The 20,215-nt window shown below is 68.6% G+C and carries 23 protein-coding genes; 9 read left to right on the top strand and 14 right to left on the bottom strand.

Annotated features, from left to right (window positions below):
* Positions 1 to 18 precede the first annotated feature (18 nt).
* The 3 genes from AB0B82_RS20190 to AB0B82_RS20200 all read left to right on the top strand — a co-directional run bounded on the left by AB0B82_RS20190 (position 19) and on the right by AB0B82_RS20200 (position 1,267).
* Complete coding sequence (locus AB0B82_RS20190) at positions 19 to 288, top strand: hypothetical protein (protein ID WP_360170341.1); 270 nt, start codon at positions 19 to 21, stop codon at positions 286 to 288.
* Positions 289 to 446: 158 nt separating this feature from the next.
* A complete protein-coding gene (locus tag AB0B82_RS20195; RefSeq protein ID WP_360170344.1) occupies positions 447 to 692 on the top strand; it encodes an antitoxin in 246 nt (81 codons plus the stop codon).
* A gap of 101 nt (positions 693 to 793) precedes the next feature.
* The gene (locus tag AB0B82_RS20200; RefSeq protein ID WP_360170347.1) at positions 794 to 1,267 is read left to right on the top strand and encodes an NUDIX domain-containing protein; all 474 of its coding nucleotides are present in this window, start codon (positions 794 to 796) and stop codon (positions 1,265 to 1,267) included.
* Between the two features lie 355 nt (positions 1,268 to 1,622).
* Here AB0B82_RS20200 and AB0B82_RS20205 read toward each other — a convergent pair whose 3' ends face one another.
* Positions 1,623 to 2,306, bottom strand: a complete 684-nt coding sequence (locus AB0B82_RS20205; protein WP_360170350.1) for a phosphotransferase — start codon at positions 2,304 to 2,306, stop codon at positions 1,623 to 1,625.
* 39 nt (positions 2,307 to 2,345) lie between these two features.
* The gene (gene miaB / locus AB0B82_RS20210) at positions 2,346 to 3,821 is read right to left on the bottom strand and encodes a tRNA (N6-isopentenyl adenosine(37)-C2)-methylthiotransferase MiaB (RefSeq protein ID WP_360170353.1); all 1,476 of its coding nucleotides are present in this window, start codon (positions 3,819 to 3,821) and stop codon (positions 2,346 to 2,348) included.
* Positions 3,822 to 4,076: 255 nt separating this feature from the next.
* Here miaB and AB0B82_RS20215 point away from each other — a divergent pair, with 255 nt between their 5' ends.
* The 4 genes from AB0B82_RS20215 to AB0B82_RS20230 all read left to right on the top strand — a co-directional run bounded on the left by AB0B82_RS20215 (position 4,077) and on the right by AB0B82_RS20230 (position 7,411).
* Positions 4,077 to 4,805 carry an amino acid ABC transporter ATP-binding protein gene (locus AB0B82_RS20215; protein WP_360170458.1) on the top strand — a complete coding sequence of 243 codons (729 nt, stop codon included), beginning with the start codon at positions 4,077 to 4,079 and terminating at the stop codon, positions 4,803 to 4,805.
* Between the two features lie 61 nt (positions 4,806 to 4,866).
* A complete protein-coding gene (locus tag AB0B82_RS20220; RefSeq protein ID WP_360170356.1) occupies positions 4,867 to 5,709 on the top strand; it encodes a glutamate ABC transporter substrate-binding protein in 843 nt (280 codons plus the stop codon).
* Between the two features lie 77 nt (positions 5,710 to 5,786).
* Positions 5,787 to 6,476: an amino acid ABC transporter permease gene (locus tag AB0B82_RS20225; protein ID WP_360170359.1), complete on the top strand. Its 690-nt coding sequence runs from the start codon at positions 5,787 to 5,789 to the stop codon at positions 6,474 to 6,476.
* The gene (locus AB0B82_RS20230; protein WP_360170362.1) at positions 6,473 to 7,411 is read left to right on the top strand and encodes an amino acid ABC transporter permease; all 939 of its coding nucleotides are present in this window, start codon (positions 6,473 to 6,475) and stop codon (positions 7,409 to 7,411) included. Before AB0B82_RS20225 ends, AB0B82_RS20230 begins: the two co-directional genes overlap by 4 nt.
* Before the next feature lie 52 nt (positions 7,412 to 7,463).
* On the opposite strand, the gene AB0B82_RS20235 is transcribed toward AB0B82_RS20230, so the two are convergent.
* The gene (locus AB0B82_RS20235) at positions 7,464 to 8,753 is read right to left on the bottom strand and encodes an aminotransferase class III-fold pyridoxal phosphate-dependent enzyme (protein ID WP_360170365.1); all 1,290 of its coding nucleotides are present in this window, start codon (positions 8,751 to 8,753) and stop codon (positions 7,464 to 7,466) included.
* A 56-nt stretch (positions 8,754 to 8,809) separates the two neighbouring features.
* Here AB0B82_RS20235 and AB0B82_RS20240 point away from each other — a divergent pair, with 56 nt between their 5' ends.
* The gene (locus AB0B82_RS20240; protein ID WP_360170461.1) at positions 8,810 to 9,898 is read left to right on the top strand and encodes an LOG family protein; all 1,089 of its coding nucleotides are present in this window, start codon (positions 8,810 to 8,812) and stop codon (positions 9,896 to 9,898) included.
* A gap of 3 nt (positions 9,899 to 9,901) precedes the next feature.
* Here the strand turns inward: AB0B82_RS20240 and pdxY are convergent, their stop codons facing one another.
* From pdxY to AB0B82_RS20265, 5 genes are all read right to left on the bottom strand, one after another.
* Positions 9,902 to 10,753 (bottom strand): pyridoxal kinase PdxY, encoded by an 852-nt coding sequence (pdxY, locus tag AB0B82_RS20245; protein ID WP_360170368.1) that lies wholly within the window; start codon positions 10,751 to 10,753, stop codon positions 9,902 to 9,904.
* A 181-nt stretch (positions 10,754 to 10,934) separates the two neighbouring features.
* On the bottom strand, positions 10,935 to 11,462 hold the full coding sequence (locus tag AB0B82_RS20250; RefSeq protein ID WP_360170371.1) for a DivIVA domain-containing protein: 528 nt from the start codon (positions 11,460 to 11,462) through the stop codon (positions 10,935 to 10,937).
* Entirely contained in the window at positions 11,462 to 12,580 is a 1,119-nt protein-coding gene (gene rlmN / locus AB0B82_RS20255; protein WP_360170374.1) for a 23S rRNA (adenine(2503)-C(2))-methyltransferase RlmN, read from the bottom strand. The genes AB0B82_RS20250 and rlmN overlap by 1 nt, the downstream gene beginning before the upstream one ends.
* Before the next feature lie 175 nt (positions 12,581 to 12,755).
* A complete protein-coding gene (locus tag AB0B82_RS20260; protein ID WP_360170377.1) occupies positions 12,756 to 13,043 on the bottom strand; it encodes a SelT/SelW/SelH family protein in 288 nt (95 codons plus the stop codon).
* 132 nt (positions 13,044 to 13,175) lie between these two features.
* The gene (locus AB0B82_RS20265) at positions 13,176 to 13,859 is read right to left on the bottom strand and encodes a C39 family peptidase (RefSeq protein ID WP_360170380.1); all 684 of its coding nucleotides are present in this window, start codon (positions 13,857 to 13,859) and stop codon (positions 13,176 to 13,178) included.
* Positions 13,860 to 14,045: 186 nt separating this feature from the next.
* Between AB0B82_RS20265 and AB0B82_RS20270 the strand changes: the two genes are divergently transcribed.
* Complete coding sequence (locus AB0B82_RS20270) at positions 14,046 to 15,011, top strand: MsnO8 family LLM class oxidoreductase (protein WP_360170383.1); 966 nt, start codon at positions 14,046 to 14,048, stop codon at positions 15,009 to 15,011.
* Here AB0B82_RS20270 and AB0B82_RS20275 read toward each other — a convergent pair.
* The 6 genes from AB0B82_RS20275 to rpsB form a co-directional block, all read right to left on the bottom strand.
* Positions 15,001 to 15,591: a GNAT family protein gene (locus tag AB0B82_RS20275; protein WP_360170386.1), complete on the bottom strand. Its 591-nt coding sequence runs from the start codon at positions 15,589 to 15,591 to the stop codon at positions 15,001 to 15,003. The genes AB0B82_RS20270 and AB0B82_RS20275 overlap by 11 nt on opposite strands.
* Positions 15,588 to 16,436 (bottom strand): phosphatidate cytidylyltransferase, encoded by an 849-nt coding sequence (locus AB0B82_RS20280; protein ID WP_360170389.1) that lies wholly within the window; start codon positions 16,434 to 16,436, stop codon positions 15,588 to 15,590. Before AB0B82_RS20280 ends, AB0B82_RS20275 begins: the two co-directional genes overlap by 4 nt.
* Entirely contained in the window at positions 16,436 to 16,990 is a 555-nt protein-coding gene (gene frr, locus AB0B82_RS20285) for a ribosome recycling factor (protein WP_360170464.1), read from the bottom strand. The genes AB0B82_RS20280 and frr overlap by 1 nt, the downstream gene beginning before the upstream one ends.
* A 220-nt stretch (positions 16,991 to 17,210) precedes the next feature.
* Positions 17,211 to 17,972 (bottom strand): UMP kinase, encoded by a 762-nt coding sequence (gene pyrH / locus AB0B82_RS20290; RefSeq protein WP_360170392.1) that lies wholly within the window; start codon positions 17,970 to 17,972, stop codon positions 17,211 to 17,213.
* A 49-nt stretch (positions 17,973 to 18,021) separates the two neighbouring features.
* Positions 18,022 to 18,840: a translation elongation factor Ts gene (gene tsf / locus AB0B82_RS20295; protein WP_360170395.1), complete on the bottom strand. Its 819-nt coding sequence runs from the start codon at positions 18,838 to 18,840 to the stop codon at positions 18,022 to 18,024.
* Positions 18,841 to 18,987: 147 nt separating this feature from the next.
* On the bottom strand, positions 18,988 to 19,962 hold the full coding sequence (gene rpsB, locus AB0B82_RS20300) for a 30S ribosomal protein S2 (RefSeq protein WP_360170398.1): 975 nt from the start codon (positions 19,960 to 19,962) through the stop codon (positions 18,988 to 18,990).
* Positions 19,963 to 20,215 lie beyond the last annotated feature (253 nt).

Raw genomic sequence — 20,215 nt, forward strand, 5'->3', positions numbered from 1 at the left:
TTCTACGGGAGGAACGAAGTGACGAATCCGTTCGAGGAAGAGTCGGACGCGGCCAAGGACGCGCTCGGACTGGGGGACGAGTCGGACAACGTGTCCGACGCCAAGCGCAGCGGCGGCGACGTCGAGGGGCGCAAGAGCGGCGGGGACGTGGAGTTCAGCGCGGCCGACGCCGAGCCGAAGGGTGGCCCGACCGGCGGCTCAGGCGGCGACTCCGGCGGTGACGTCGAGTCCGGCGGTGACGTCGAGTCCGGTGGCGGCACGACGGACAGCGGCGGAGACGTCGAGTAGTTCCGCTCCGGGACCACAGCCGGGTACGGCCGTGAATATCGAATCGGGTACGGCATTGCTTTGATGCCCCGGAGATCCCACACTTGCGGCGTTCGAGGTGCGAGGATGCGCGCTAGCTGTCTGTAAGCATTCAACTACGCAGGAATGGGAGCCCCGAGATGGGCATCTTCGACAAGTTCAAGGGCAAGGCCGAGGACCTCAAGGACAAGGCCACGGACCTGGTCGACCAGCACGGCGACAAGGTCGGTGACGGTCTGGACAAGGCCGGTGACTTCGTCGACGAGAAGACGGGCGGCAAGTACGGCGACAAGATCGACTCCGGTGTCGACAAGGCCAAGGAAGGGTTGGACAACCTGGACGGCCAGAACGACGACATCCCGGACAAGCCGAACCAGTCCGCCTGACGTACCCGCCGAAGGGCCGCACGCCGCGTGGCGGGCGGCCCTTCGTCATGTCCGGACCTGTGATCGGGCGGCTGTCGGTGCGGGTGGTTAGGGTTCTGGGCATGGATCGGTTTCGGGTGGTTCCGGCGGCTTATGTGATTGTGCGGCGCGGGGACGAGGTGCTGTTGTTGCTGCGGGCCAACACCGGCTACATGGACGGGTACTGGGCGGTGCCGGCCGGTCATGTCGAGCAGGGCGAGTCCGTGATCGAGGCGGCGCTGCGGGAGGTGCGCGAAGAGGTCGGGCTCGAAATCGCCGCGGCCGACCTGGTGCCGGTGACCGCGATGCACCGCACCGGCGGGAACGGCGACCCGATCGACGAGCGGGTCGACTTCTTCTTTCTCACCGAGAAGTGGCAAGGCGAGCCGCGTCTGATGGAAGCGGAGAAGGCGGCCGGCCTGGAATGGTATCCACTGGACAAGCTGCCCGAGCCACTCGTCCCGCACGAGAAGCGCGTCCTCGATTCACTGACCGGCGACCCGCTGCCCGCGGTGATCGTCCAGGGGTTCGCCGCCAGGCCCGCCACGGGTGGATAACCGGGTCTTGTGACCGATCCGATCCATGGGTGGGTCCGGGTGACCCGAGTCGGCGCCGGTCGTTCGTACGGGCCGAAGACGGAATCTTGCACAGGTTGAGGTGGGCGTGGACTGGTTATTGCTTGTCCAAGGTCCCAGGCGGGTGTGCAAGGTCCCGGATGGGTGTGCACGGTCCGACACGGGTGGGCATCTATGGAGGGTTTTCCGCCGTATGGCGGGCAAAGTCCTCCACTGTCGTGCGGAAAACTCTCCTAGGAGTGTTTTCCCGGGTCAGCGGTGCAGGCAATGCAGCGTTGATGCGAACCCGGCGGGCTGCGACGTCCGGATCCACCCACATATCAGCCACATGAGCCGGTCAGCCTGTGGGCCTGACGGACTGGAGAAGCGAGCGGATCAGGGCTTCCTGGGCGGGCAGCAGGGCGAGCTCGTCGGTCGTCAGCGTGCGATTGTTGCCCCGGGCCCGGAGCGCGTCCGGCAGACCGGGCGTCGGGTCGATCGACAACTCGAGGTACGTCGCCAACGCCGCGCGCAGCAGTGAGCTGAATGCCTCGTAGGACGGGTCGAGGGCGACCTGCGCGAAGATGATCGCGGTCATCGCGACGTCGTACGCCGCGGTGCCTTCGTGGGCGTTGCGCCAGTCGATGACGACCGGGCCGTCGGCGGTGGCGATCACGTTGAGCGGGTGCAGGTCGCCGTGGACGACGACGTTGCCCGGCGTACCGCTCGGCGCGGGGATCGCCTGCAGTTGCCGATGCAACTCGGCGTGGATCCGGCCGACGTCGGCGGCGCTCAGGTCGCCGGCGATCGCGGCGTCGGCGAGCGTCGGACCGCCGAGGCGCTGGATCACCATGTCCGGCCCGGCGACCTCACGGACGGCCGGCACCGGGTAGCCGTACTGCGCGACGTGCCGCATGTAGTCGGCCTCGTCGCGGACCGGATCACCGTTGCGGTACCGGCGCAGGACCCACTCCTCGTCGATCGCGTAGATGTCCGCGTCCCGGCCGAAGGCGATCGGCTGCGCGTCCGCGGGCAGGATCACGCGCAGCGCCCGTTCACGCGCCGGTCCATCAGCTCCGGCTCATCCGATCTGGCAGCCGCCGACGGCGGGCTCCATCGGCTTCGCGCCGATCGTCGGCATCCCGAGCATCACACCCGGGGTAGTCGGTGTCGGCGCACCCTGCGCGCGCTCCCACGCGTCGCCGGCGCGCGTTCGCCGTACGGCGCCGAACACGTCCGCGACCAGGTGGTGCGGAGCCGCGTACGTGACCTCGACCGTTGCCATGTCACCCGGTCGCGGCGCCTCGACGCCCTCGGGTACGGCGAAGTGCACGAGGCGGTTGTCCGCGCCGCGGCCGCTCAGCCGGTGGGTGGTGGCGTCCTTGCGCCCCTCCCCCTCGGCGACCAGCACCTCGACGGACCGCCCGACGAGCCGCTTGTTCTCGGCCCAGGCCATGTCGTCCTGCAATGCGACGAGCCGCTCGTACCGCTCCTGGACGACGTCGCGCGGAACCTGGTTCTCCATCGACTCGGCCGGAGTACCAGGGCGCTTGGAGTACTGGAAGGTGAACGCCCCCGCGAACCGGGCCTGCCGGACCACGTCGAGCGTGCCCTGGAAGTCTTCCTCGGTCTCGCCCGGGAACCCGACGATGATGTCGGTGGTGATCGCCGCGTCCGGCATCGCAGCGCGGACGTCCTCGATGATCTTCAGGTAGCGGTCCCGCCGGTACGACCGGCGCATCGCCTTCAGCACCGCGTCCGACCCGGACTGCAGCGGCATGTGCAGCGACGGCATCACGTTCGGGGTCTCGGCCATCGCCTCGATCACGTCCGCGGTGAAGTCCCGCGGGTGCGGCGAGGTGAACCGGACACGCTCCAGCCCGTCGATCTCCCCGCAGGCGCGGAGCAGTTTGGAGAACGCGTACCGGTCGCCGAACTCCACGCCGTACGAGTTCACGTTCTGGCCGAGCAGCGTCACCTCGAGCACGCCCTCGGCGACCAGCGCCTCGACCTCGGCGAGCACCTCGCCCGGCCGGCGGTCCTTCTCGCGGCCGCGCAGCGACGGCACGATGCAGAACGTGCAGGTGTTGTTGCAGCCCACGCTCACCGACACCCAGGCCGAGTACGGCGACTCGCGCCGGGTCGGCAGCGTCGACGGGAACACCTCGAGCGCCTCGAGGATCTCGACCTGCGACTCCTGCTCGATCCGGGCCCGCTCCAGCAGCGCCGGCAGCGACCCGATGTTGTGGGTGCCGAACACGACGTCGACCCACGGCGCCTTCTTGGTGATCGACGCCTTGTCCTTCTGCGCCAGGCAGCCGCCGACAGCGATCTGCATGCCCGGTTTGCGCGCCTTCACCGGCGCCAGATGGCCGAGGTTGCCGTAGAGCTTGTTGTCGGCGTTCTCCCGCACCGCGCAGGTGTTGAAGACGACCACGTCGGCCTCGTCGCCCTCGGCCGCGCGGACGTAGCCCGCATCCTCCAGCAGCCCGCGCAGCCGCTCGGAGTCGTGGACGTTCATCTGGCACCCGTAGGTGCGGACATCGTAAGTACGCATGACAGCCACCTAGAGTACGTGCCTCGGCCCGGCTCCCCCTACTCGGCCTGGGCGGCACCGACACATCGCTGTGGTGGCCGTCGTACGGTCAGTGAAGGCTCTCCCGGCGGTTCTGGCGATGGGTGACGCCCTCACCACGCAGCGTGTCGTCATTGCAGATCGTTACCACCGTGGTACCACTCAACGCTGCGACCCGGCCCTACGCTCCGCTAGGTTCTGGCCATGAGCGATTCCGACACGCTGACGAAAACCGGTTTGGTGGCGCTGACCGGAGTCAACAAGCATTTCGGCGACCTGCACGTCCTGAAGGACATCAACCTGTCCATCGACAAGGGCGAGGTCGTCGTGGTGATCGGTCCGTCCGGGTCCGGCAAGTCGACGCTCTGCCGCGCGATCAACCGGCTCGAGCCGATCGACTCTGGCACCATCACGCTGGACGGGCAGCCGCTGCCCAGCGAGGGCAAGGCCCTGGCCCGGCTCCGCGCCGACGTCGGCATGGTGTTCCAGTCGTTCAACCTGTTCGCCCACAAGACGATCCTGCAGAACGTCACCCTCGGACCGACCAAGGTCCGCGGCAAGTCCAAGGCGGAGGCCGAGGAGAAGGCGAGAGCCCTCCTGGACCGGGTCGGCGTCGCCGCGCAGGCCGCGAAGTATCCGGCCCAGCTGTCCGGCGGCCAGCAGCAGCGCGTGGCGATCGCCCGCGCCCTGGCCATGGATCCCAAGGTGATGCTCTTCGACGAGCCGACCTCGGCCCTGGACCCGGAGATGATCAAGGAGGTCCTCGACGTGATGGTCGACCTCGCCGGCCAGAGCATGACGATGGTCGTGGTCACGCACGAGATGGGCTTCGCCCGGCGCGCCGCGAACCGGGTGGTGTTCATGGCGGACGGCCAGATCGTCGAGGAGGCGGAGCCGGAGAAGTTCTTCACCGACCCGCAGAGCAAGCGCGCCCAGGACTTCCTCTCGAAGATCCTCACGCACTGAATCACGCACTGAATCCGGACCGCCCACGTCCCAGCGCAGTACCGAACAACGGAGGAAAAGAATGCGACAGCGGATCATCGCTGCCCTCGGCATCGCGACACTCGCCGCGACCGGTCTCGCCGCGTGCGGCGACGACTCGGGATCGGGCTCGGGCGGCGGCAGCGGCGAGCAGGTGACCATCGGCATCAAGTTCGACCAGCCGGGTCTGGGCCTGAAGGAAGGCGCGAACTACACCGGTATGGACGTCGACGTCGCCAAGTACGTCGCCAAGGAGCTCGGGTACGACGAAGGCAACATCACCTTCAAGGAGTCGCCGTCGGCACAGCGCGAGACGCTGCTGCAGAACGGCCAGGTGAAGATGATCTTCGCGACGTACTCGATCACCGACGCGCGCAAGGAGAAGGTCTCGTTCGCCGGCCCGTACCTGGTCGCCGGCCAGGACCTGCTGGTGAAGGCCGACAACACCGACATCACCGGACCGGACTCGCTGAACGGCAAGAAGCTGTGCTCGGTGACCGGTTCGACGTCCGCGCAGAAGGTCAAGGACCAGTTCGCCAAGACCGTGCAGCTGCAGGAGTACGACACCTACTCCAAGTGCGTGGAGGCGCTCGGCGCCGGCGCGATCGACGCGCTGACCACCGACAACACCATCCTGGCCGGCTACGCGGCGCAGGAGGCGAACAAGGGCAAGTTCAAGGTGGTCGGCAAGACCTTCTCGACCGAGCGCTACGGCGTCGGCCTGAAGAAGGGCGACACCGAGACCTGCCAGAAGGTCAACGACGCGCTGAAGAAGATGGTCGACTCCGGCGAATGGCAGAAGGCCTTCGACAAGAACCTCGGCGACGCGGGCCTGAAGCTCGACCCGGCGACCAACCCGCCGAAGACCTTCGACGCCTGCTCCTGACCTGACGCTGCCGGGGAGGAACCGTTCCGGTTCCTCCCCGCTGCGCTGGTGTCCCCAACGTTTCCAGCAGGAGAACCATGGACGTGATATCGGAGTTCTTCTCCGAGTACGACGGTCTGCAAGCGTTCCGTACGACGATCTACCTGACGCTGCTGTCGGCGCTGTTCGCGCTGATCATCGGCACCGTCGTCGCGGTGATGCGGGTGTCGCCGGTGCGGACCCTGCAGATCATCGGCGCCGCCTACGTGAACATCGTCCGGAACACGCCGCTGACGCTGGTGATCGTGTTCTGCAACCTGGGGCTGTTCCTGCAGCTCGGTGTCGCGCTGGCGAACAAGGACTCGAACACCTTCATCACCGACAACAACTTCCGGCTCGCCGTCCTCGGCCTGTCGGTGTACCACGCGTCGTTCGTGGCCGAGGCGATCCGCAGCGGTGTGAACACCGTGCCGCTCGGTCAGGCGGAGGCGGCCCGGGCGATCGGCCTGCCGTTCCTCAAGACGCTTCGGTACGTCGTGCTGCCGCAGGCGTTCCGGGGCGCGATAGCGCCGTTGGGCAACGTCCTGATCGCGCTGACCAAGAACTCGACCGTCGCCTCGGTCATCGGTGTGACGGAGGCGTCGGCGGTGATGAAGGTGATGATCGAGAACCGTCCGGACGTGCTCTTCGTGGTGTTCGGCATCTTCGCGGTCGGCTTCGTCATCCTGACGCTGCCGGTCGGCATCCTGTTCACGTCCCTGTCGAAGCGGCTGGCGGTGAAGCGATGAGCAGCGTTCTGTTCGACGTTCCCGGACCGCGCGCGAAGCGGGTCTACCTCGGGGTCGGCGTCGCCTCCGTCGTGGCCTTGGCGGCCGTGCTGTGGTTCGTGCTGGACAAGCTCGACGAGAAGGGCCAGCTCACCGCCGCGAAGTGGCAGCCGTTCCTGACCGGTGAGATCTGGACGCAGTACATCCTGCCCGGTCTGGCCGGGACCCTGATCGCGGCGGCCATCTCGGTCGTGCTCGCGATGGTGCTGGGCGTCCTGCTCGGTGTCGGGCGACTGTCGCAGGCGGCTTGGCTGCGGTGGCCGTGCAGCGTGATCGTCGAGTTCTTCCGCGCCGTACCGGTGCTGCTGATGATGCTGTTCACCTACGCCTTGTACGCCAAGTACGAGGTCGTCCCGCCGGAGCGGTACGCGCTCGCGGCCGTCGTCACCGCCCTCACGCTGTACAACGGCGCCGTGGTCGCCGAGCTCGTTCGCTCCGGTGTCTACGCTCTCCCGAAGGGGCAGAGCGAGGCGGCGATGGCGATCGGCCTGACCAACGCGAAGGCGATGCGGCTGATCCTGCTGCCGCAGGCAATCACCGCGATGCTGCCGGCCATCGTCGGCCAGCTGGTCGTGATCCTGAAGGACACCGCCCTCGGCTACATCATCACCTACGAGGAACTGCTCCGGAAGGCAGAGCAGATCGGCAACTACAAGTCGAACCTGCTGCCGGCCCTGATCGTGGTCGGTGCCATCTTCGTGCTGATCAACTACCTGCTGACCGTGGCCGCCCACCGCGTCGAGCGCCTGATGCGCCGCCGCGGCCGCTCGGCCGGCGGTCCGCTCACGGCCGACCCGACCGACCAGATCGGCGGCTCGGGCCTCGGCGGCCCGGGCCTCACCGGCGCCGCGGCAGGCACAGCTCTCGGCGCCGAGGCCGACGGCAAGGCCAACTAGCCGGCAGCGTTCAAGGGCCCGGGACCTTTGCGGTTCCGGGCCCTTTTCGTGGTCAGCGCAAGGTGCCGAAGGAGTCGCGGAGGATCTCCAGGGCCTCGGCGGCTTCCTCCTCGGTCAACGTCATCGGCGGAGCCATCCGCAAGACATTGCCGTACAGGCCGCCCTTGCCGACCAGCAGACCGCGGTTCTTGGTCTCCTGCTGGAGCTTCGTGGTGGCGGCCGGGTCGGGCGTCTGGTCGTCGGGCTTGACGATCTCGGCGGCGAGCATCAGGCCCTTGCCGCGGACGTCGCCCAGCTCTGGGTACTCGTCGGAGATGCCGCGCAGGCCGTCGACCAGCTGGGCGCCGCGCTTGGCAGCGTTCGCCTGCAGGTCCTTGTCGAGCAGGTAGTCCAGCGTCGCCTTCGCGGCGGTGGTCGAGATCGGGTTGCCGCCGAACGTGGACAGCGAGTTCGCCTTGATGCTGTCCATCAGGTCACCGCGGGCCACCACACCGCCGATCGCGAACCCGTTGCCGAGCCCCTTCGCGAACGTCATCGCGTCCGGAACCACGCCGTGCGCCTGAATACCCCAGAAGTGGTCGCCGGTACGGCCCCAGCCGGTCTGCACCTCGTCGGAGATGAACAGGATCCCGTACTCGTCCAGGACCTCCTTGAACGCGGCGTACAGCCCGTCCGGCGGCGACGAGAACCCGCCGACGCCCTGGATCGGCTCGGCGATCAGGCAGGCGACGTCGCCCGCGGTCGTGGTCTCGATGACGTTGCGCAGGTCGTCGACGCAGACCTTGATGTACTCCGCGTCGGGCAGATCCTTGAACGGGCTGCGGTACCGGTACGCGCCCTGCAGGTACTGCACGTTCACCGGCGACAGGCTGCTCGCCGACCAGCCGCGGTTGCCGGTGATCGCCACGGTGCCGAAGGCGCGGCCGTGGTACGAGTTGCGCATCGCCAGCACCTGGTTGGAGCGGCGGTTCTGGGTGGCGAGCAGGAGGGCGGTCTCGTTGGCCTCGGTGCCGGAGTTCGCGAAGAACACCTTCGCGTTCGGGATGCCGGACAGCTCGGCGATCTGCTCGGCCAGCTCGATCTGCTTGCGGATCAGGTACACCGTCGAGGTGTGCGCGATCCCGGAGCCGAGTTGCTCGCGGACCGCGTCGGAGATCTCCGCGATGTCGTACCCGATCGCGTTGGTCAGGATGCCTGCGAAGAAGTCCAGGTACGTGTTCCCCTCACCGTCGGTGACCCGGCGCCCGGACCCCTGGACGATCTCGATCGGCTCCTCGTAGTACAACGCGAGCCAAGCCGGCATGACGGCCTTGTGACGCTCCCAGAGCTCCGCATGTGTCATGCCCTAAGCATTACCGCAGCCGAGACCGGCAGTCCATTAGTGTGCTCTGCGTGACGATGCCGAGCATTCCGCATGTGGACATCGAGTCCCTCGAGGACTTCGACCGGCTGCTGGCCGCGGGCGCCACCTCGATGGCGGGCTGGCGGGTCCAGTCGGTCGACCTGACCAGCCGGACGGCGGAGCTCCTCGGACTGCGGCCGACCGGGGCGGTGTTCCTGGGCTGCGTGCTGGACGAAACGGCGGACCTGTGGATCCGCGACGGCGGCGGCCTGGTGTTCCCGACGATCCCCGAGCTGCCGTTCGACGCGTACCGTGGTCGGCTGTACGACGCCGACGAGCTGTACGCCGGCATCGAGCACGGGTACGACGCGACGCCCGACGCGCGGATCTACGCGTGGTCCCGCCAGCACGACGAGCACGGCGACACCAGCCGTACGCTCGCCGCGGCCCTGCACGACCACGCCATCGCCGACGCGCTCATCGAGCTGCCGAACGGCAGGCCGTGGGTCGGCGTGATGGGCGGTCACGGCGTACTGCGTGGCGACGCCAACTACCGTGCGGCTGTCCTCCTCGGGCAGACGCTTGCCCGCCGCGACCGCGTGGTCGTCACGGGCGGCGGTCCGGGCGCAATGGAGGCCGCCAACCTCGGTGCGTCGCTGGCGGCGTACGAGGACTCGGCGGTCGAGGAGGCGCTGGCCGAGCTGACCGCCGTACCGTCGTTCCGTCCGTCGATCGGGGCGTGGGCGACCGCAGGGCTCAGCGTGCGGTCCCGCTTCCCCGGCGACGGCGGTGTGTCGATTCCGACCTGGTTCTACGGTCACGAGCCACCGAACGTGTTCGCGTCGTCGATCGCGAAGTACTTCTCCAACGCCCAGCGTGAGGACGTGCTGCTCGGGCGGGCGCGCGGCGGCATCGTCTATCTGCCCGGCGCGGCCGGTACGGTCCAGGAGGTGTTCCAGGCCGTCACGCCGAACTACTACGGCGACGCGGCAACGCAGATCCCGCTGATCCTGGTGAACGTCCAGCACTGGACGGTCAAGCTGCCGGTCTGGCCGCTCCTGCAGGCGCTCGCGGTGGACCGCCCGCTGGCCCGCTCCGTCTACCTTGTGGACAGCATCGACGAGGCCGCCGCGTTGGTGAGCTGAGCCTCAGGCGACCTTGCGCGGCGTGAACTGCAGCCGCGGGTTGGCGTATGCGTCCTGCGACTCGATCAACCGCAGCTCGCGCTGCCCCGACTCGTGGGTGTTGGTGAGCAGATCGAACACGCTGGACGTCGTACGCGCGAGCGCCTCCTGCAGGTCGCCCGTACGGCGGTAGTGCGCGGTGAAGAGCGCCGCGGTCACGTCGCCGGAGCCGTTCGCCTTCATCGGGATGTGCGGCGTCTGCACGATCCAGGCACCGCTGTCGTCGACGGCGAGCATCTCGATCGTGCCCTGCTCGCGGTCCGGGCGCTCGACGCTCGTGACGAGCACCGTGCGCGGGCCGGTCGCGCGGGCCAGCTCCACCGACGCCAGCGTGGACTCGAGCGTGTCCGGCTCCGTATTGGTCAGGAAGCCCAGCTCGAACTGGTTCGGCGTGATGATGTCGGCCGCCGGGACGACCCGGTCGCGCAGCAGCACCGGAATGGCGGGCGCCACGAAGCAGCCCGACTTCGCGTTGCCCATCACCGGGTCGCAGGAGTACACGGCATCCGGGTTGGCGGCCTTGACCCGCTTCACGGCCTCGAGGATGACGTCCGCGATCCCCTCACCGCCCTGGTACCCCGACAGCACGACGTCGATCTCCGGCAGCACACCGCGCTCCTCGATCCCCAGAATCACGTCCCGCACGTCGTCCGGACTGATCAGCGGTCCGCGCCAGGCGCCGTACCCGGTGTGGTTCGAGAAGTTGACGGTGTAGACCGGCAAGACCTCGACCCCGATCCGCTGCAACGGGAACACAGCAGCCGAGTTCCCCACATGCCCGTACGCCACCGCTGACTGGATCGACAAAATCTTCACCGCCCGATCATCCCACTGCCTCAACCCGGCAGCCTGGTGCGTCCCCTGGGCAGGTGGTCTACGGTGCAAGGCGTGGCGGACGGTCCGCGGACGACCGGATGTGGCTCGAAGACCAATTGCGCGAGGGCGAACACGGGCCACTGGCCGATGCTTTCGCAGCCGGCCGCCGTGGCAGAGCTCCTCAGCGAGGTCCGCTGAGCCACTCCCCGGCGGTGTCGAGGAACGCGTCGACCTCTTCGACGTCGTATCCCTCGCTCATCCGCACCGGGCTGAACTGGATTGTGCGGATCTCACCTGCCGTCACCGGACGCTCGACGGGCCGACCGTTGACGGTCGCCATGACGCGGTCGACGAACGCGTCCACCTCCGTGACGTCGTACCCCTCACGCCAGCGCACCGGGGTGAACCTCGGCGCCACCCGCTCGCCGATCGGACCGAGCGGCGTGGCGGGAACAGCCGACTGGATGTTCCGGTGGCCCGGCAGCCAGCGCTCGGCCTCGTCGAGGAAGCTGTCGACGTCCTCCGCGCTGTACCCGACGACGAGCAGCGGCGGCGTCATGAACGCGGCGTTCCGCACCTCGTCGACCGTGATCTCCGTCCCGTCCGCACGCCGCTCGGCGGTCGCGAGGACGCGGGCCACCAGCGCGTCGACGTCCTCGCGCAGGTAGCGCTGGCCGGTACGGACGGCACGGAACTGCGGCCGCAGCATCAGGCCTCGCTCGCGGCGAGCTGCCCGCAGGCGCCGTCGATCTCCTGACCGCGGGTGTCGCGGACCGTGACCGGGATCCCGCCGGCCTCCAATCGGCGCACGAACTCGCGCTCGTCGGCGGGGTCGGACGCGGTCCACTTCGAGCCCGGCGTCGGGTTCAGCGGGATCAGGTTCACGTGCACCCAGCCCCAGTCCCCGCGCGCCCGGAGCTTCTCCGCGAGCAGGTCGGCCCGCCAGGCGTGGTCATTGATGTCGCGGATCATCGCGTACTCGATCGAGACCCGGCGCTTGGTCTGGCGCGCGTACGCCCAGGCGGCGTCGAGCACCTCGTCGACCTTCCAGCGATTGTTGATCGGCACCAGCTCGTCGCGCAGCTCGTCGTCCGGCGCATGCAGCGACAGCGCGAGCGTGACCGGGATGCCCTCGGTCGCCAGCTGGTTGATCCGCGGCACCAGCCCGACCGTCGACACGGTCACGCCGCGCGCGGAGATCCCCAGGCCTTCCGGCGACGGATCCGTGAACCGGCGGACGGCGCCCATCACGGCCTTGTAGTTGGCCATCGGCTCGCCCATGCCCATGAACACGATGTTCGAGACGCGGCCTGGGCCGCCGGCGATCTCACCGCGCGCCAGCGCCCGCGCACCGTCGACCACCTGCTCGACGATCTCCGCGGTGGTCATGTTCCGCGTCAGGCCGCCCTGGCCGGTCGCGCAGAACGGGCACGCCATCCCGCAGCCCGCCTGCGACGACACGCACATCGTCGCGCGGTCCGGATACCGCATCAGGACCGACTCGACGAGCGAGCCGTCGAGCAACTTCCACAGCGTCTTGCGGGTCTGGCCGTTGTCGCACTCCAGGTCGCGAACGCGGGTCAGCAGCGGCGGCATCAGGTCCGCCACCAGCTTGTCGCGGGTCGCGGCCGGCAGATCGGTCATCTCGGCCGGGTCGGACACCAGCCGGGAGAAGTAGTGGTTCGACAGCTGCTTGGCCCGGAACGCCGGCTCACCCAGCGCGGCCACCGCCGTACGCCGTTCCTCCCCGGTGAGATCGGCCAGGTGCCGCGGCGGCTTCTTGGCGCGGCGCGGCTCATCGAAAACAAGAGGCAGGGAGGTAGACATAACCGACCTATTGTCGCTTGCCGCGTCGACGGTTCACAAATTCACATCGGCGACGTGCCGGGGATCACAGGGCCGAACGCGGATCCTCGGGCCATCACCATGAGCACGACCTGGGCCGGTCGAGCGCTTGGCGGCGCATGGTGCCCGCGATCGTGATGGCCTGGCGATCCGCTCTTCAGGTGTCCTTGCGGTCCGAGTGGCCGAGTTTGCGGTCCGGGGCGATCCGGTCGCGGACCATTTGCTTGAGCAGCGGGATCTCGGCGAACCCACCTTCGGCCTTCCGCGACCACAGCAGCTCCCCGTCGAGGCTGACGTCGAACACTCCCCCGCTCCCCGGCACGAGCGCGACCTCACCGAGCTCCTTCGGGAACGTGGTCAGCAGCTCCTGTGCGGTCCACGCCGCGCGCAACAACCACCGGCATTGGGTGCAGTACTCGATCTCCAACCGCGGCGCCCGACTCACCCGCCCCACGCTACCGGGCGACTTTGTGCACCAGATCCGCATCTCAGCGGCCGAAAAGTACGGATCTGGTGCACAAAGTGGCCCTCAGGGCGGTCGCCGGGGCGGTCGTCAGGGTGGTCGCCGGGGTGGTCGTCAGGCGGAGTAGCCCTTCGGCGGGATGAGGGTGGCGAGCTGGTTGAAGGTGAGCCAGTACGTCGCCGTGGGCGCGAAGCCGGCGGGGTTCGCGATCAGGACGGTCCGATCGCTGTCGTCGTACCCGATCACCGTGAAGTAGTGGTAGATCGTGTAGTTCGGGTAGCCCGGCGGGTGATTACTGGCCGGCGCGACGATGTTGGCGACGATCGGGTAGTTGTTGTCGATGTCGAGTACGACGTCCCGCCAGAGCAGGTCCCGCTGCGCCTGGGTGGGCGGGTCGTTGGGCATCTCCTTGGTCTCGTACCAACCGGTGCCGAGATGGTTGTTCAGCACGCGTGTCACCTGGCCGATCCAGTCGGTGCCGTTGGTTGTCGTGGGCAGTTCGTTCGCCAGCTGCTGCTGACTCGGCGGTGCGATCCGCGCCGAGAGTGCGATCCGGGTCGCGGCCGGACCGCACCAGTAGCCGGTCTGCTGGTACTGGAAGTCGATGTTGAGGGTCTTGACGGTCTGCGTCGAGTAGCCGAGCAGCGGGACCGGCTTCGCCGCTGCGAGCGCCTCGGGTGATGCGGCCGAATGCGTTGCTTCGACCGGTACGGCGGTCGCGGCAGTCGCCGGAAGTATTGCCGCCGTGACCAGGACCAGACCGCAGAGCGCGGCCGTGAACTTCGTCGTGGGAATCATGTCAGCTCCTCACTGGACGACCGGGGCGGATCGTCCGAGGTTTGATCCTGACATGCGACGACACATAGTGGTGAGAAATTCACCGGCCCTTTCCAGGTCAGTCGAAACGCTCGATGATCTCGCGCACCAACCACCGCACCGCCCGCTCCGGGGAATCAGGGCTGCAGCGCGTCCGTTGGACTCTGCATGCTCTCGGTTCCGCTGTCAGTGCTCGACCGCTCGCGGACGCGGGTCGGTGAGTCGGAGGCGGAGACGTTGCGGGCGACGGTTGAGCTGGCTCAGCAGGTGGAAGCGCTCGGGTACAAGCGGTTCTGGGTGTCCGAGCACCACAGCGTGCCGGGCGTCGTCGGCTCGGCGCCGACCGTGCTGGCCGCGGCCGTTGCCGCACGTACCGATCGGATTCGGGTCGGCACGGGTGGCGTGATGCTGCCGAACCACCAGCCCTTGGTCGTCGCGGAGCAGTTCGGCGTCCTCGAGTCGCTGTATCCGGGCCGGATCGACATGGGGCTCGGGCGCTCGGTCGGCTTCACGAACGGCGTACGACGGGCCCTCGGTGTCGACAAGGACGCTGCGGACGATTTCGCCGTACAGGTGCGGTTGTTGCTCGAGTACCTGGCCGGAACGGCGCCCGACCAGGTGCATGCGCGTCCGGGTGAGGGGCTACACATTCCGCCGTTCATCCTCGCCGTCGGGGAAGGTACGGCGATCGCGGCCGAACTGGGATTACCCGTCGTGCTCGCTGCGCGTCCGAATTCGGCTGCGTTGCTCGAGGACTACCGCACGAACTTCCGGCCGTCGGCGTGGGCATCGCAGCCGTACGTCGTCCTCGCCGTCACCGCCGCGGTCGCGGACTCCACCGAGGCCGCGCGGGAGCTGTTGTTGCCCGAGGCATGGGCCAGCGCGTACTCGCGGACTCGCGGTGTGTTCCCTCCGCTGCAGCCCGATGTTCCCGGGTCGATGACCGCACGCGAACAGGAGTTCTTCGAGAACGCGCTGCACGGCCAGCTCTACGGGACATCCGCTGAGGTCGACCAAGCGCTCGGCGACCTGGTACGTCGGACCGCCGCCGACGAGCTGCTGATCACCACGAACACGTTCGACCGCGCGGCGCTGCTGGCGAACTTCGCCGCGCTGGCGAAGCTCACCGGCTGATCCGGTCCGCCAGCCGCTTCCGGACGTCCGGCCATTCGTCGGCCAGGATCGAGAACACGACCGTGTCGCGGAACGACCCGTCGGCCATCCGCTTGTGCCGGCGCAGCACACCCTCGCGGGTCGCCCCGAGCTTCGCGATCGCCGCCTGCGAGCGGGTGTTCTTCGAGCCGGTCTGGATCTTCACGCGCCCGAATCCACAGGTCTCGAAGGCGTGCCCGAGGAGCAGCAGCTTCGCCGCCGGGTTCACCGCCGTACCCCAGACGGCCGGGGCGTACGCCGTCCAGCCGAGATGGACGCTCTCGTTGCCGAGGTCGACGTCGCCGAGGCTCGACGTACCGACGACGGTGCCGTCGGCAACGAGGCGGACGACGTACGCGACCCGATCGGCCGCGGCCGGGATCCACCGCGCACGCATCTCGTCGGCACTGGCCGGCATCGCGGCCGGACCGCCGCTGTACCCGTCGGCGTACACCCGTTCGTTCGCGATCGCGGCGTACAGCTCGTCGATGTCGGCGGCCTGCAACCGGTCGAGCCGGACGATCTCATTGACGAGCGACCGCCCGTCCGGGGCGGTCGTCATGCCTTCACCAGAAGGTGCAGCAGCAGCCAGACGGCCGGAGCGGTCGCGAGCAGCGAGTCCAGCCGATCCATCACGCCGCCGTGGCCGGGCAGCAGGTTCGACATGTCCTTGATGCCGAGATCGCGCTTGATCATGGACTCGCCGAGGTCACCGACCGTTGCGGTGAGCACCGCGACCGCGCCGACGATCGCGCCGGCCCACCACTGACCGTCCAGCAGCAGCACGACGGCCGCGATGCCGGCACCGATACAGGCGAGCGCCGACCCGGCGAAGCCCTCCCAGGACTTCTTCGGGCTGATCTTCGGCGCCATCGGATGCCTGCCGAACAGGACCCCGGCGGCGTATCCGCCGACGTCACTGGCGACCGTGACCAGGAAGAACGTCACCACCCGCGCCGGACCGTCGGCTTCCGGCTGCACCAGCAGGATCGCGAAACCGGCCAGCAGCGGCACGTAGCCGATCAGGAAGACGCCGGCGCTGACGTCCCGCACGAACCCGACCGATCCGCTCGGCATCCGCCAGAAGATCGTGCCCAGCACCGTCAGCCCGAGCGCCACCAGCAGCGCCATCGGGCCGCCGAAGTACGCCGCGACGAGCATCGCGGTCGTCCCGGCGAACAACGGGATCCGCGGGATCTCGGCGCCGCCGGTCCGCAGCGCCTTGATCATCTCGTCGACGGCCACCAGCACCACGGCCAGCACGAGGACCGTGAACAGCACCTTCTGCCAGTACAGCGATCCGAGGATCAGTGCGCCGAGCCCGACCCCGACCGCGATCGCCGCGGGCAGATTCCGCCCGGCACGGCTCGGGCTGGGACTCGGCGCGGGCGTGCTCTCGACGCCCATCACACCTCGAGCAGTTCGGCTTCCTTGTGCTTGAGCAGCTCGTCGATCGAGTCGACGTACTTCTTCGTCAACCCGTCGAGCCGCTTCTCAGCACTCTTGCCCTCGTCCTCACCCGCGTCGCCGTCCTTGACGGTCTTGTGCACCTGGTCCATCGCGTGCCGGCGGATGTTGCGCACCGAGACCCGGGCCTCCTCGGCCTTGGTCTTCGCGACCTTGATGTACTCCTTGCGGCGTTCCTCGGTCAGCGCCGGCATCACCACGCGGATCACCGCACCGTCGTTCCCCGGGTTCACCCCGAGGTCGGAGTCGCGGATCGCCTTCTCGATCGCCGCCATCGCGCCCTTGTCGTACGGCGAGATCAGCACGGTCCGCGGTTCCGGAACCTGGAACCCGGCGAGCTGCTGCAGCGGAGTCGGCGTACCGTAGTAGTCGGCCAGGATGCTCGCGAACATCTGCGGGTGCGCCCGGCCGGTGCGGATCGCGGCGAAGTCGTCCTTCGCAACCTCCACGGCCTTGGCCATCTTCTGCTCGGCCTCGCGGAGAGCTTCGTCGATCACGACATTCCTCGCTTCCTCTGGGCCACCTCGACGCGGCCACTCCTACCCTACGAACGCAGGTTTACCAGATAACGGACATCCACCCCGTGTCCGACGATCCTAGTCGCACCGGAGGGTACCGAACACGGCGGGTACCCGGGTACGGCCCGGATCCGTCCGAGTCAATCGCGGTACGCCGGGTTCGGGGTGCGGCGCACGCGCCCGGTGTGACGGGGTGTTACCGGTTGCTCGAGACGACCGTGCCGATCTTCTCGCCGTGGATCACCCGCGCGATGTTGCCTTCCTCGAGACCGAAGATCACGATCGGCAGCGCGTTGTCGCGGGCCAGGCTGATCGCGGTGGCGTCGGCGACCCGCAGGCCGCGGGACAGGAAGTCGTCGTACGACAGCTGGTCGAACTTCACCGCGTCCGGGTTCTTCTTCGGGTCCGAGTCGTAGACGCCGTCCACGCCCTGCTTGCCCATCAGCAGCGCCTCGGCGCCGATCTCCAGCGCACGCTGGGCGGCGACGGTGTCGGTGGAGAAGTACGGCATGCCGGAACCGGCGCCGAAGATCACGACCCGGCCCTTCTCCAGGTGCCGCTCGGCCTTGCGCGGGATGTACGGCTCGGCGACCTGGCCCATCGTGATCGCGGTCTGCACCCGGGTCTCGATGCCGAGCTTCTCCAGGAAGTCCTGCAGCGCCAGGCAGTTCATCACGGTGCCGAGCATGCCCATGTAGTCCGCGCGGTTGCGCTCCATACCGCGCTGCTGCAGCTCAGCGCCGCGGAAGAAGTTGCCGCCGCCGACCACGACGGCGACCTGGACGCCCGCGCGGGCCACCTCGGCGATCTGCTTGGCGATCGAGTTCACCACGTCGGGGTCGACGCCGAGCTTCCCGCCGCCGAACACCTCACCCGACAGCTTCAGCAGCACCCGGTGGTAGGCGGGCGAGAACGGCGAAGAGGCCGGACTCGTCTCGGTACCCAGGGTTTCCGTCACGATTCCGGCCTCCTCGTTCGTCGTCTGTCCGGTCAGATCCTTCGCGGGATCAGGCGCCGACCTCGAAGCGGGCGAACCGCTTCACGGTCACACCGGCCTCGTCCAGCACGGCCTTCACGGACTTCTTGTTCTCCGTCACCGACGGCTGCTCGAGCAGCACGACGTCCTTGAAGAACCCGTTCAGCCGGCCCTCGACGATCTTCGGCAGGGCGCCCTCCGGCTTGCCCTCCTCGCGTGCGGTCGCCTCGGCGATCCGCTTCTCGTTCTCGACCGTCTCGGCCGGGACCTCGTCGCGGGTGGTGTACAGCGGGCGCATCGCGGCGGCCTGCATGGCGGCGCCCCGGGCGGCCTCGACGTTGTCACCCTCGAACTCGACCAGCACGCCCACCTGCGCCGGCAGGTCGGCGGCACGCTTGTGCATGTACGCCGTCACCTGGCCGTCGAAGACGGCGACCTTGGCCAGCTCGAGCTTCTCGCCGATGACCGCGGCCAGGGCCTCGATGTTCTCGGCGACGGACTTGCCGTCGGTCAGCTTCTCGTTGAGCAGGCCCTCGACGTCGTCCACCTTGCTCGCCGCGGCGTGCGCGACGATGTCGGCGGCGAGCTGCTGGAACTGCTCGTTCTTCGCGACGAAGTCGGTCTCGCAGTTCAGCTGGATCAGCGCGTTCTCCGCCGCGGCCACCAGGCCGTTGGTGGCGGAGCGCTCGGCGCCCCGCTTGGCGGCCTTGGCGGCGCCCTTGATGCGCAGCTCCTCGATCGCCTTGTCGAAGTCGCCGTCGGTCGCCTCGAGCGCCTTCTTCGCGTCCATCATGCCCGCGCCGGTGGCGTCGCGGAGCTTCTTCACGTCAGCGGCGGTGTAGTTCGCCATTCCTCGTTCTCTCGTCTTGTCGGTGCTGGGGGATTGCGGGAGGCTGCCGGCCGGTCCCTCGGTCCGTCTCCGGGCGGTACCCGGCGCGGACCGCCGTACCCGGTCCGGAGTGGGCCGCCCGGGATCACCCGGGCGGCCATCAGGCGCTCAGGCCTCGGCGGGCTTCTCGGACGCCGCGGCCTCGTCGGCCGGGGTCTCGTCGGCCTTGGCGGCGGTCTCCTCGGCCGGCGCGGCAGCGTCGGTCTTGGCCGCAGCCTCGGTCGCAGCGTCGGTCGCAGCCTCGGTCGCAACAGCCTCGGTCGCGGCGGCCTCGGCCGGCGCGGCAGCGTCGGTCTTGGCGGCGTTGCCCTGGCTCTCCAGCAGCTCACGCTCCCAGGCGGCCAGCGGCTCCTCCTGGCCCAGCTCCTCGCCGGCGGCGGCCGCACCCTGGCCCGAGCGGGCCATCAGGCCGTCGGCCACGGCGTCGGCGACCACGCGGGTCAGCAGGCCGACGGAGCGGATCGCGTCGTCGTTCCCCGGAATCGGGTAGTCGACCTCGTCGGGGTCGCAGTTGGTGTCCAGGATGCCGATGATCGGCAGCTTCAGCTTGCGCGCCTCGTCGACGGCGAGGTGCTCCTTCTTGGTGTCCACGATCCACACGGCCGACGGAACGCGGGCCATGTCACGGATACCGCCGAGGGTCTTGAGCAGCTTGTCGTGCTCGCGACGCTTCTGCAGCAGCTCCTTCTTGGTGACACCGGAGGCGGCGACGTCGTCGAAGTCGATGAGCTCGAGCTCCTTGAGCCGCTGGAGCCGCTTGTTCACGGTCTGGAAGTTGGTCAGCATGCCGCCCAGCCAGCGCTGGTTCACGTACGGCATCCCGACCCGGGTCGCCTGCTCGGCGATCGCTTCCTGGGCCTGCTTCTTGGTCCCGACGAACAGGATCGTGCCGCCGGACGCCACCGTGCTGCGAACGAACTCGTACGCGCGGTCGATGTAGGACAGCGACTGCTGCAGGTCGATGATGTAGATGCCGTTGCGCTCGGTCAGGATGTAGCGCTTCATCTTCGGGTTCCAGCGACGGGTCTGGTGCCCGAAGTGCACGCCGCTCTCGAGCAGCTGCTTCATGGTCACGACGGCCATGAGGTGTTCCTCCTACGGACCCGGATCGCCCGGGTCGCTTCTCGGTTGTCCCGCCCCGGATCGGGTGACCCGCGGCGCCTGATGCCCGTCGGCGCGAATCCACCCGGAGCTGCTCCGGGACCGAAGGAATCGACGCTGTTGCGCGGGCATGCGTAGTCGCCCCGCTCACACGGGGCGCCACCGGAAGTGTACGCGACCACCGACCCGCCACGCGAACCGGCCCTGAGCGCGCCGTAGCCGACTCGGTCAGCGC

The sequence above is a fragment of the Kribbella sp. NPDC048915 genome (assembly GCF_040649595.1).
In the GTDB taxonomy this organism is placed as follows: Bacteria; Actinomycetota; Actinomycetes; order Propionibacteriales; family Kribbellaceae; genus Kribbella.

Bases quoted from the DNA above. Each gene is read 5' to 3' on its own strand.
- AB0B82_RS20270 (WP_360170383.1), top strand. From the start codon at position 14,046: ATGCTCTCGGTTCCGCTGTCAGTGCTCGACCGCTCGCGGACGCGGGTC.
- AB0B82_RS20225 (WP_360170359.1), top strand. From the start codon at position 5,787: ATGGACGTGATATCGGAGTTCTTCTCCGAGTACGACGGTCTGCAAGCG.
- AB0B82_RS20265 (WP_360170380.1), bottom strand. From the start codon at position 13,859: ATGATTCCCACGACGAAGTTCACGGCCGCGCTCTGCGGTCTGGTCCTG.
- AB0B82_RS20195 (WP_360170344.1), top strand. From the start codon at position 447: ATGGGCATCTTCGACAAGTTCAAGGGCAAGGCCGAGGACCTCAAGGAC.
- AB0B82_RS20250 (WP_360170371.1), bottom strand. From the start codon at position 11,462: ATGCTGCGGCCGCAGTTCCGTGCCGTCCGTACCGGCCAGCGCTACCTG.
- rpsB (WP_360170398.1), bottom strand. From the start codon at position 19,962: ATGGCCGTCGTGACCATGAAGCAGCTGCTCGAGAGCGGCGTGCACTTC.
- rlmN (WP_360170374.1), bottom strand. From the start codon at position 12,580: ATGTCTACCTCCCTGCCTCTTGTTTTCGATGAGCCGCGCCGCGCCAAG.
- AB0B82_RS20275 (WP_360170386.1), bottom strand. From the start codon at position 15,591: ATGACGACCGCCCCGGACGGGCGGTCGCTCGTCAATGAGATCGTCCGG.
- AB0B82_RS20220 (WP_360170356.1), top strand. From the start codon at position 4,867: ATGCGACAGCGGATCATCGCTGCCCTCGGCATCGCGACACTCGCCGCG.
- AB0B82_RS20240 (WP_360170461.1), top strand. From the start codon at position 8,810: ATGCCGAGCATTCCGCATGTGGACATCGAGTCCCTCGAGGACTTCGAC.
- tsf (WP_360170395.1), bottom strand. From the start codon at position 18,840: ATGGCGAACTACACCGCCGCTGACGTGAAGAAGCTCCGCGACGCCACC.
- AB0B82_RS20230 (WP_360170362.1), top strand. From the start codon at position 6,473: ATGAGCAGCGTTCTGTTCGACGTTCCCGGACCGCGCGCGAAGCGGGTC.
- AB0B82_RS20280 (WP_360170389.1), bottom strand. From the start codon at position 16,436: ATGGGCGTCGAGAGCACGCCCGCGCCGAGTCCCAGCCCGAGCCGTGCC.
- AB0B82_RS20200 (WP_360170347.1), top strand. From the start codon at position 794: ATGGATCGGTTTCGGGTGGTTCCGGCGGCTTATGTGATTGTGCGGCGC.
- AB0B82_RS20235 (WP_360170365.1), bottom strand. From the start codon at position 8,753: ATGACACATGCGGAGCTCTGGGAGCGTCACAAGGCCGTCATGCCGGCT.
- miaB (WP_360170353.1), bottom strand. From the start codon at position 3,821: ATGCGTACTTACGATGTCCGCACCTACGGGTGCCAGATGAACGTCCAC.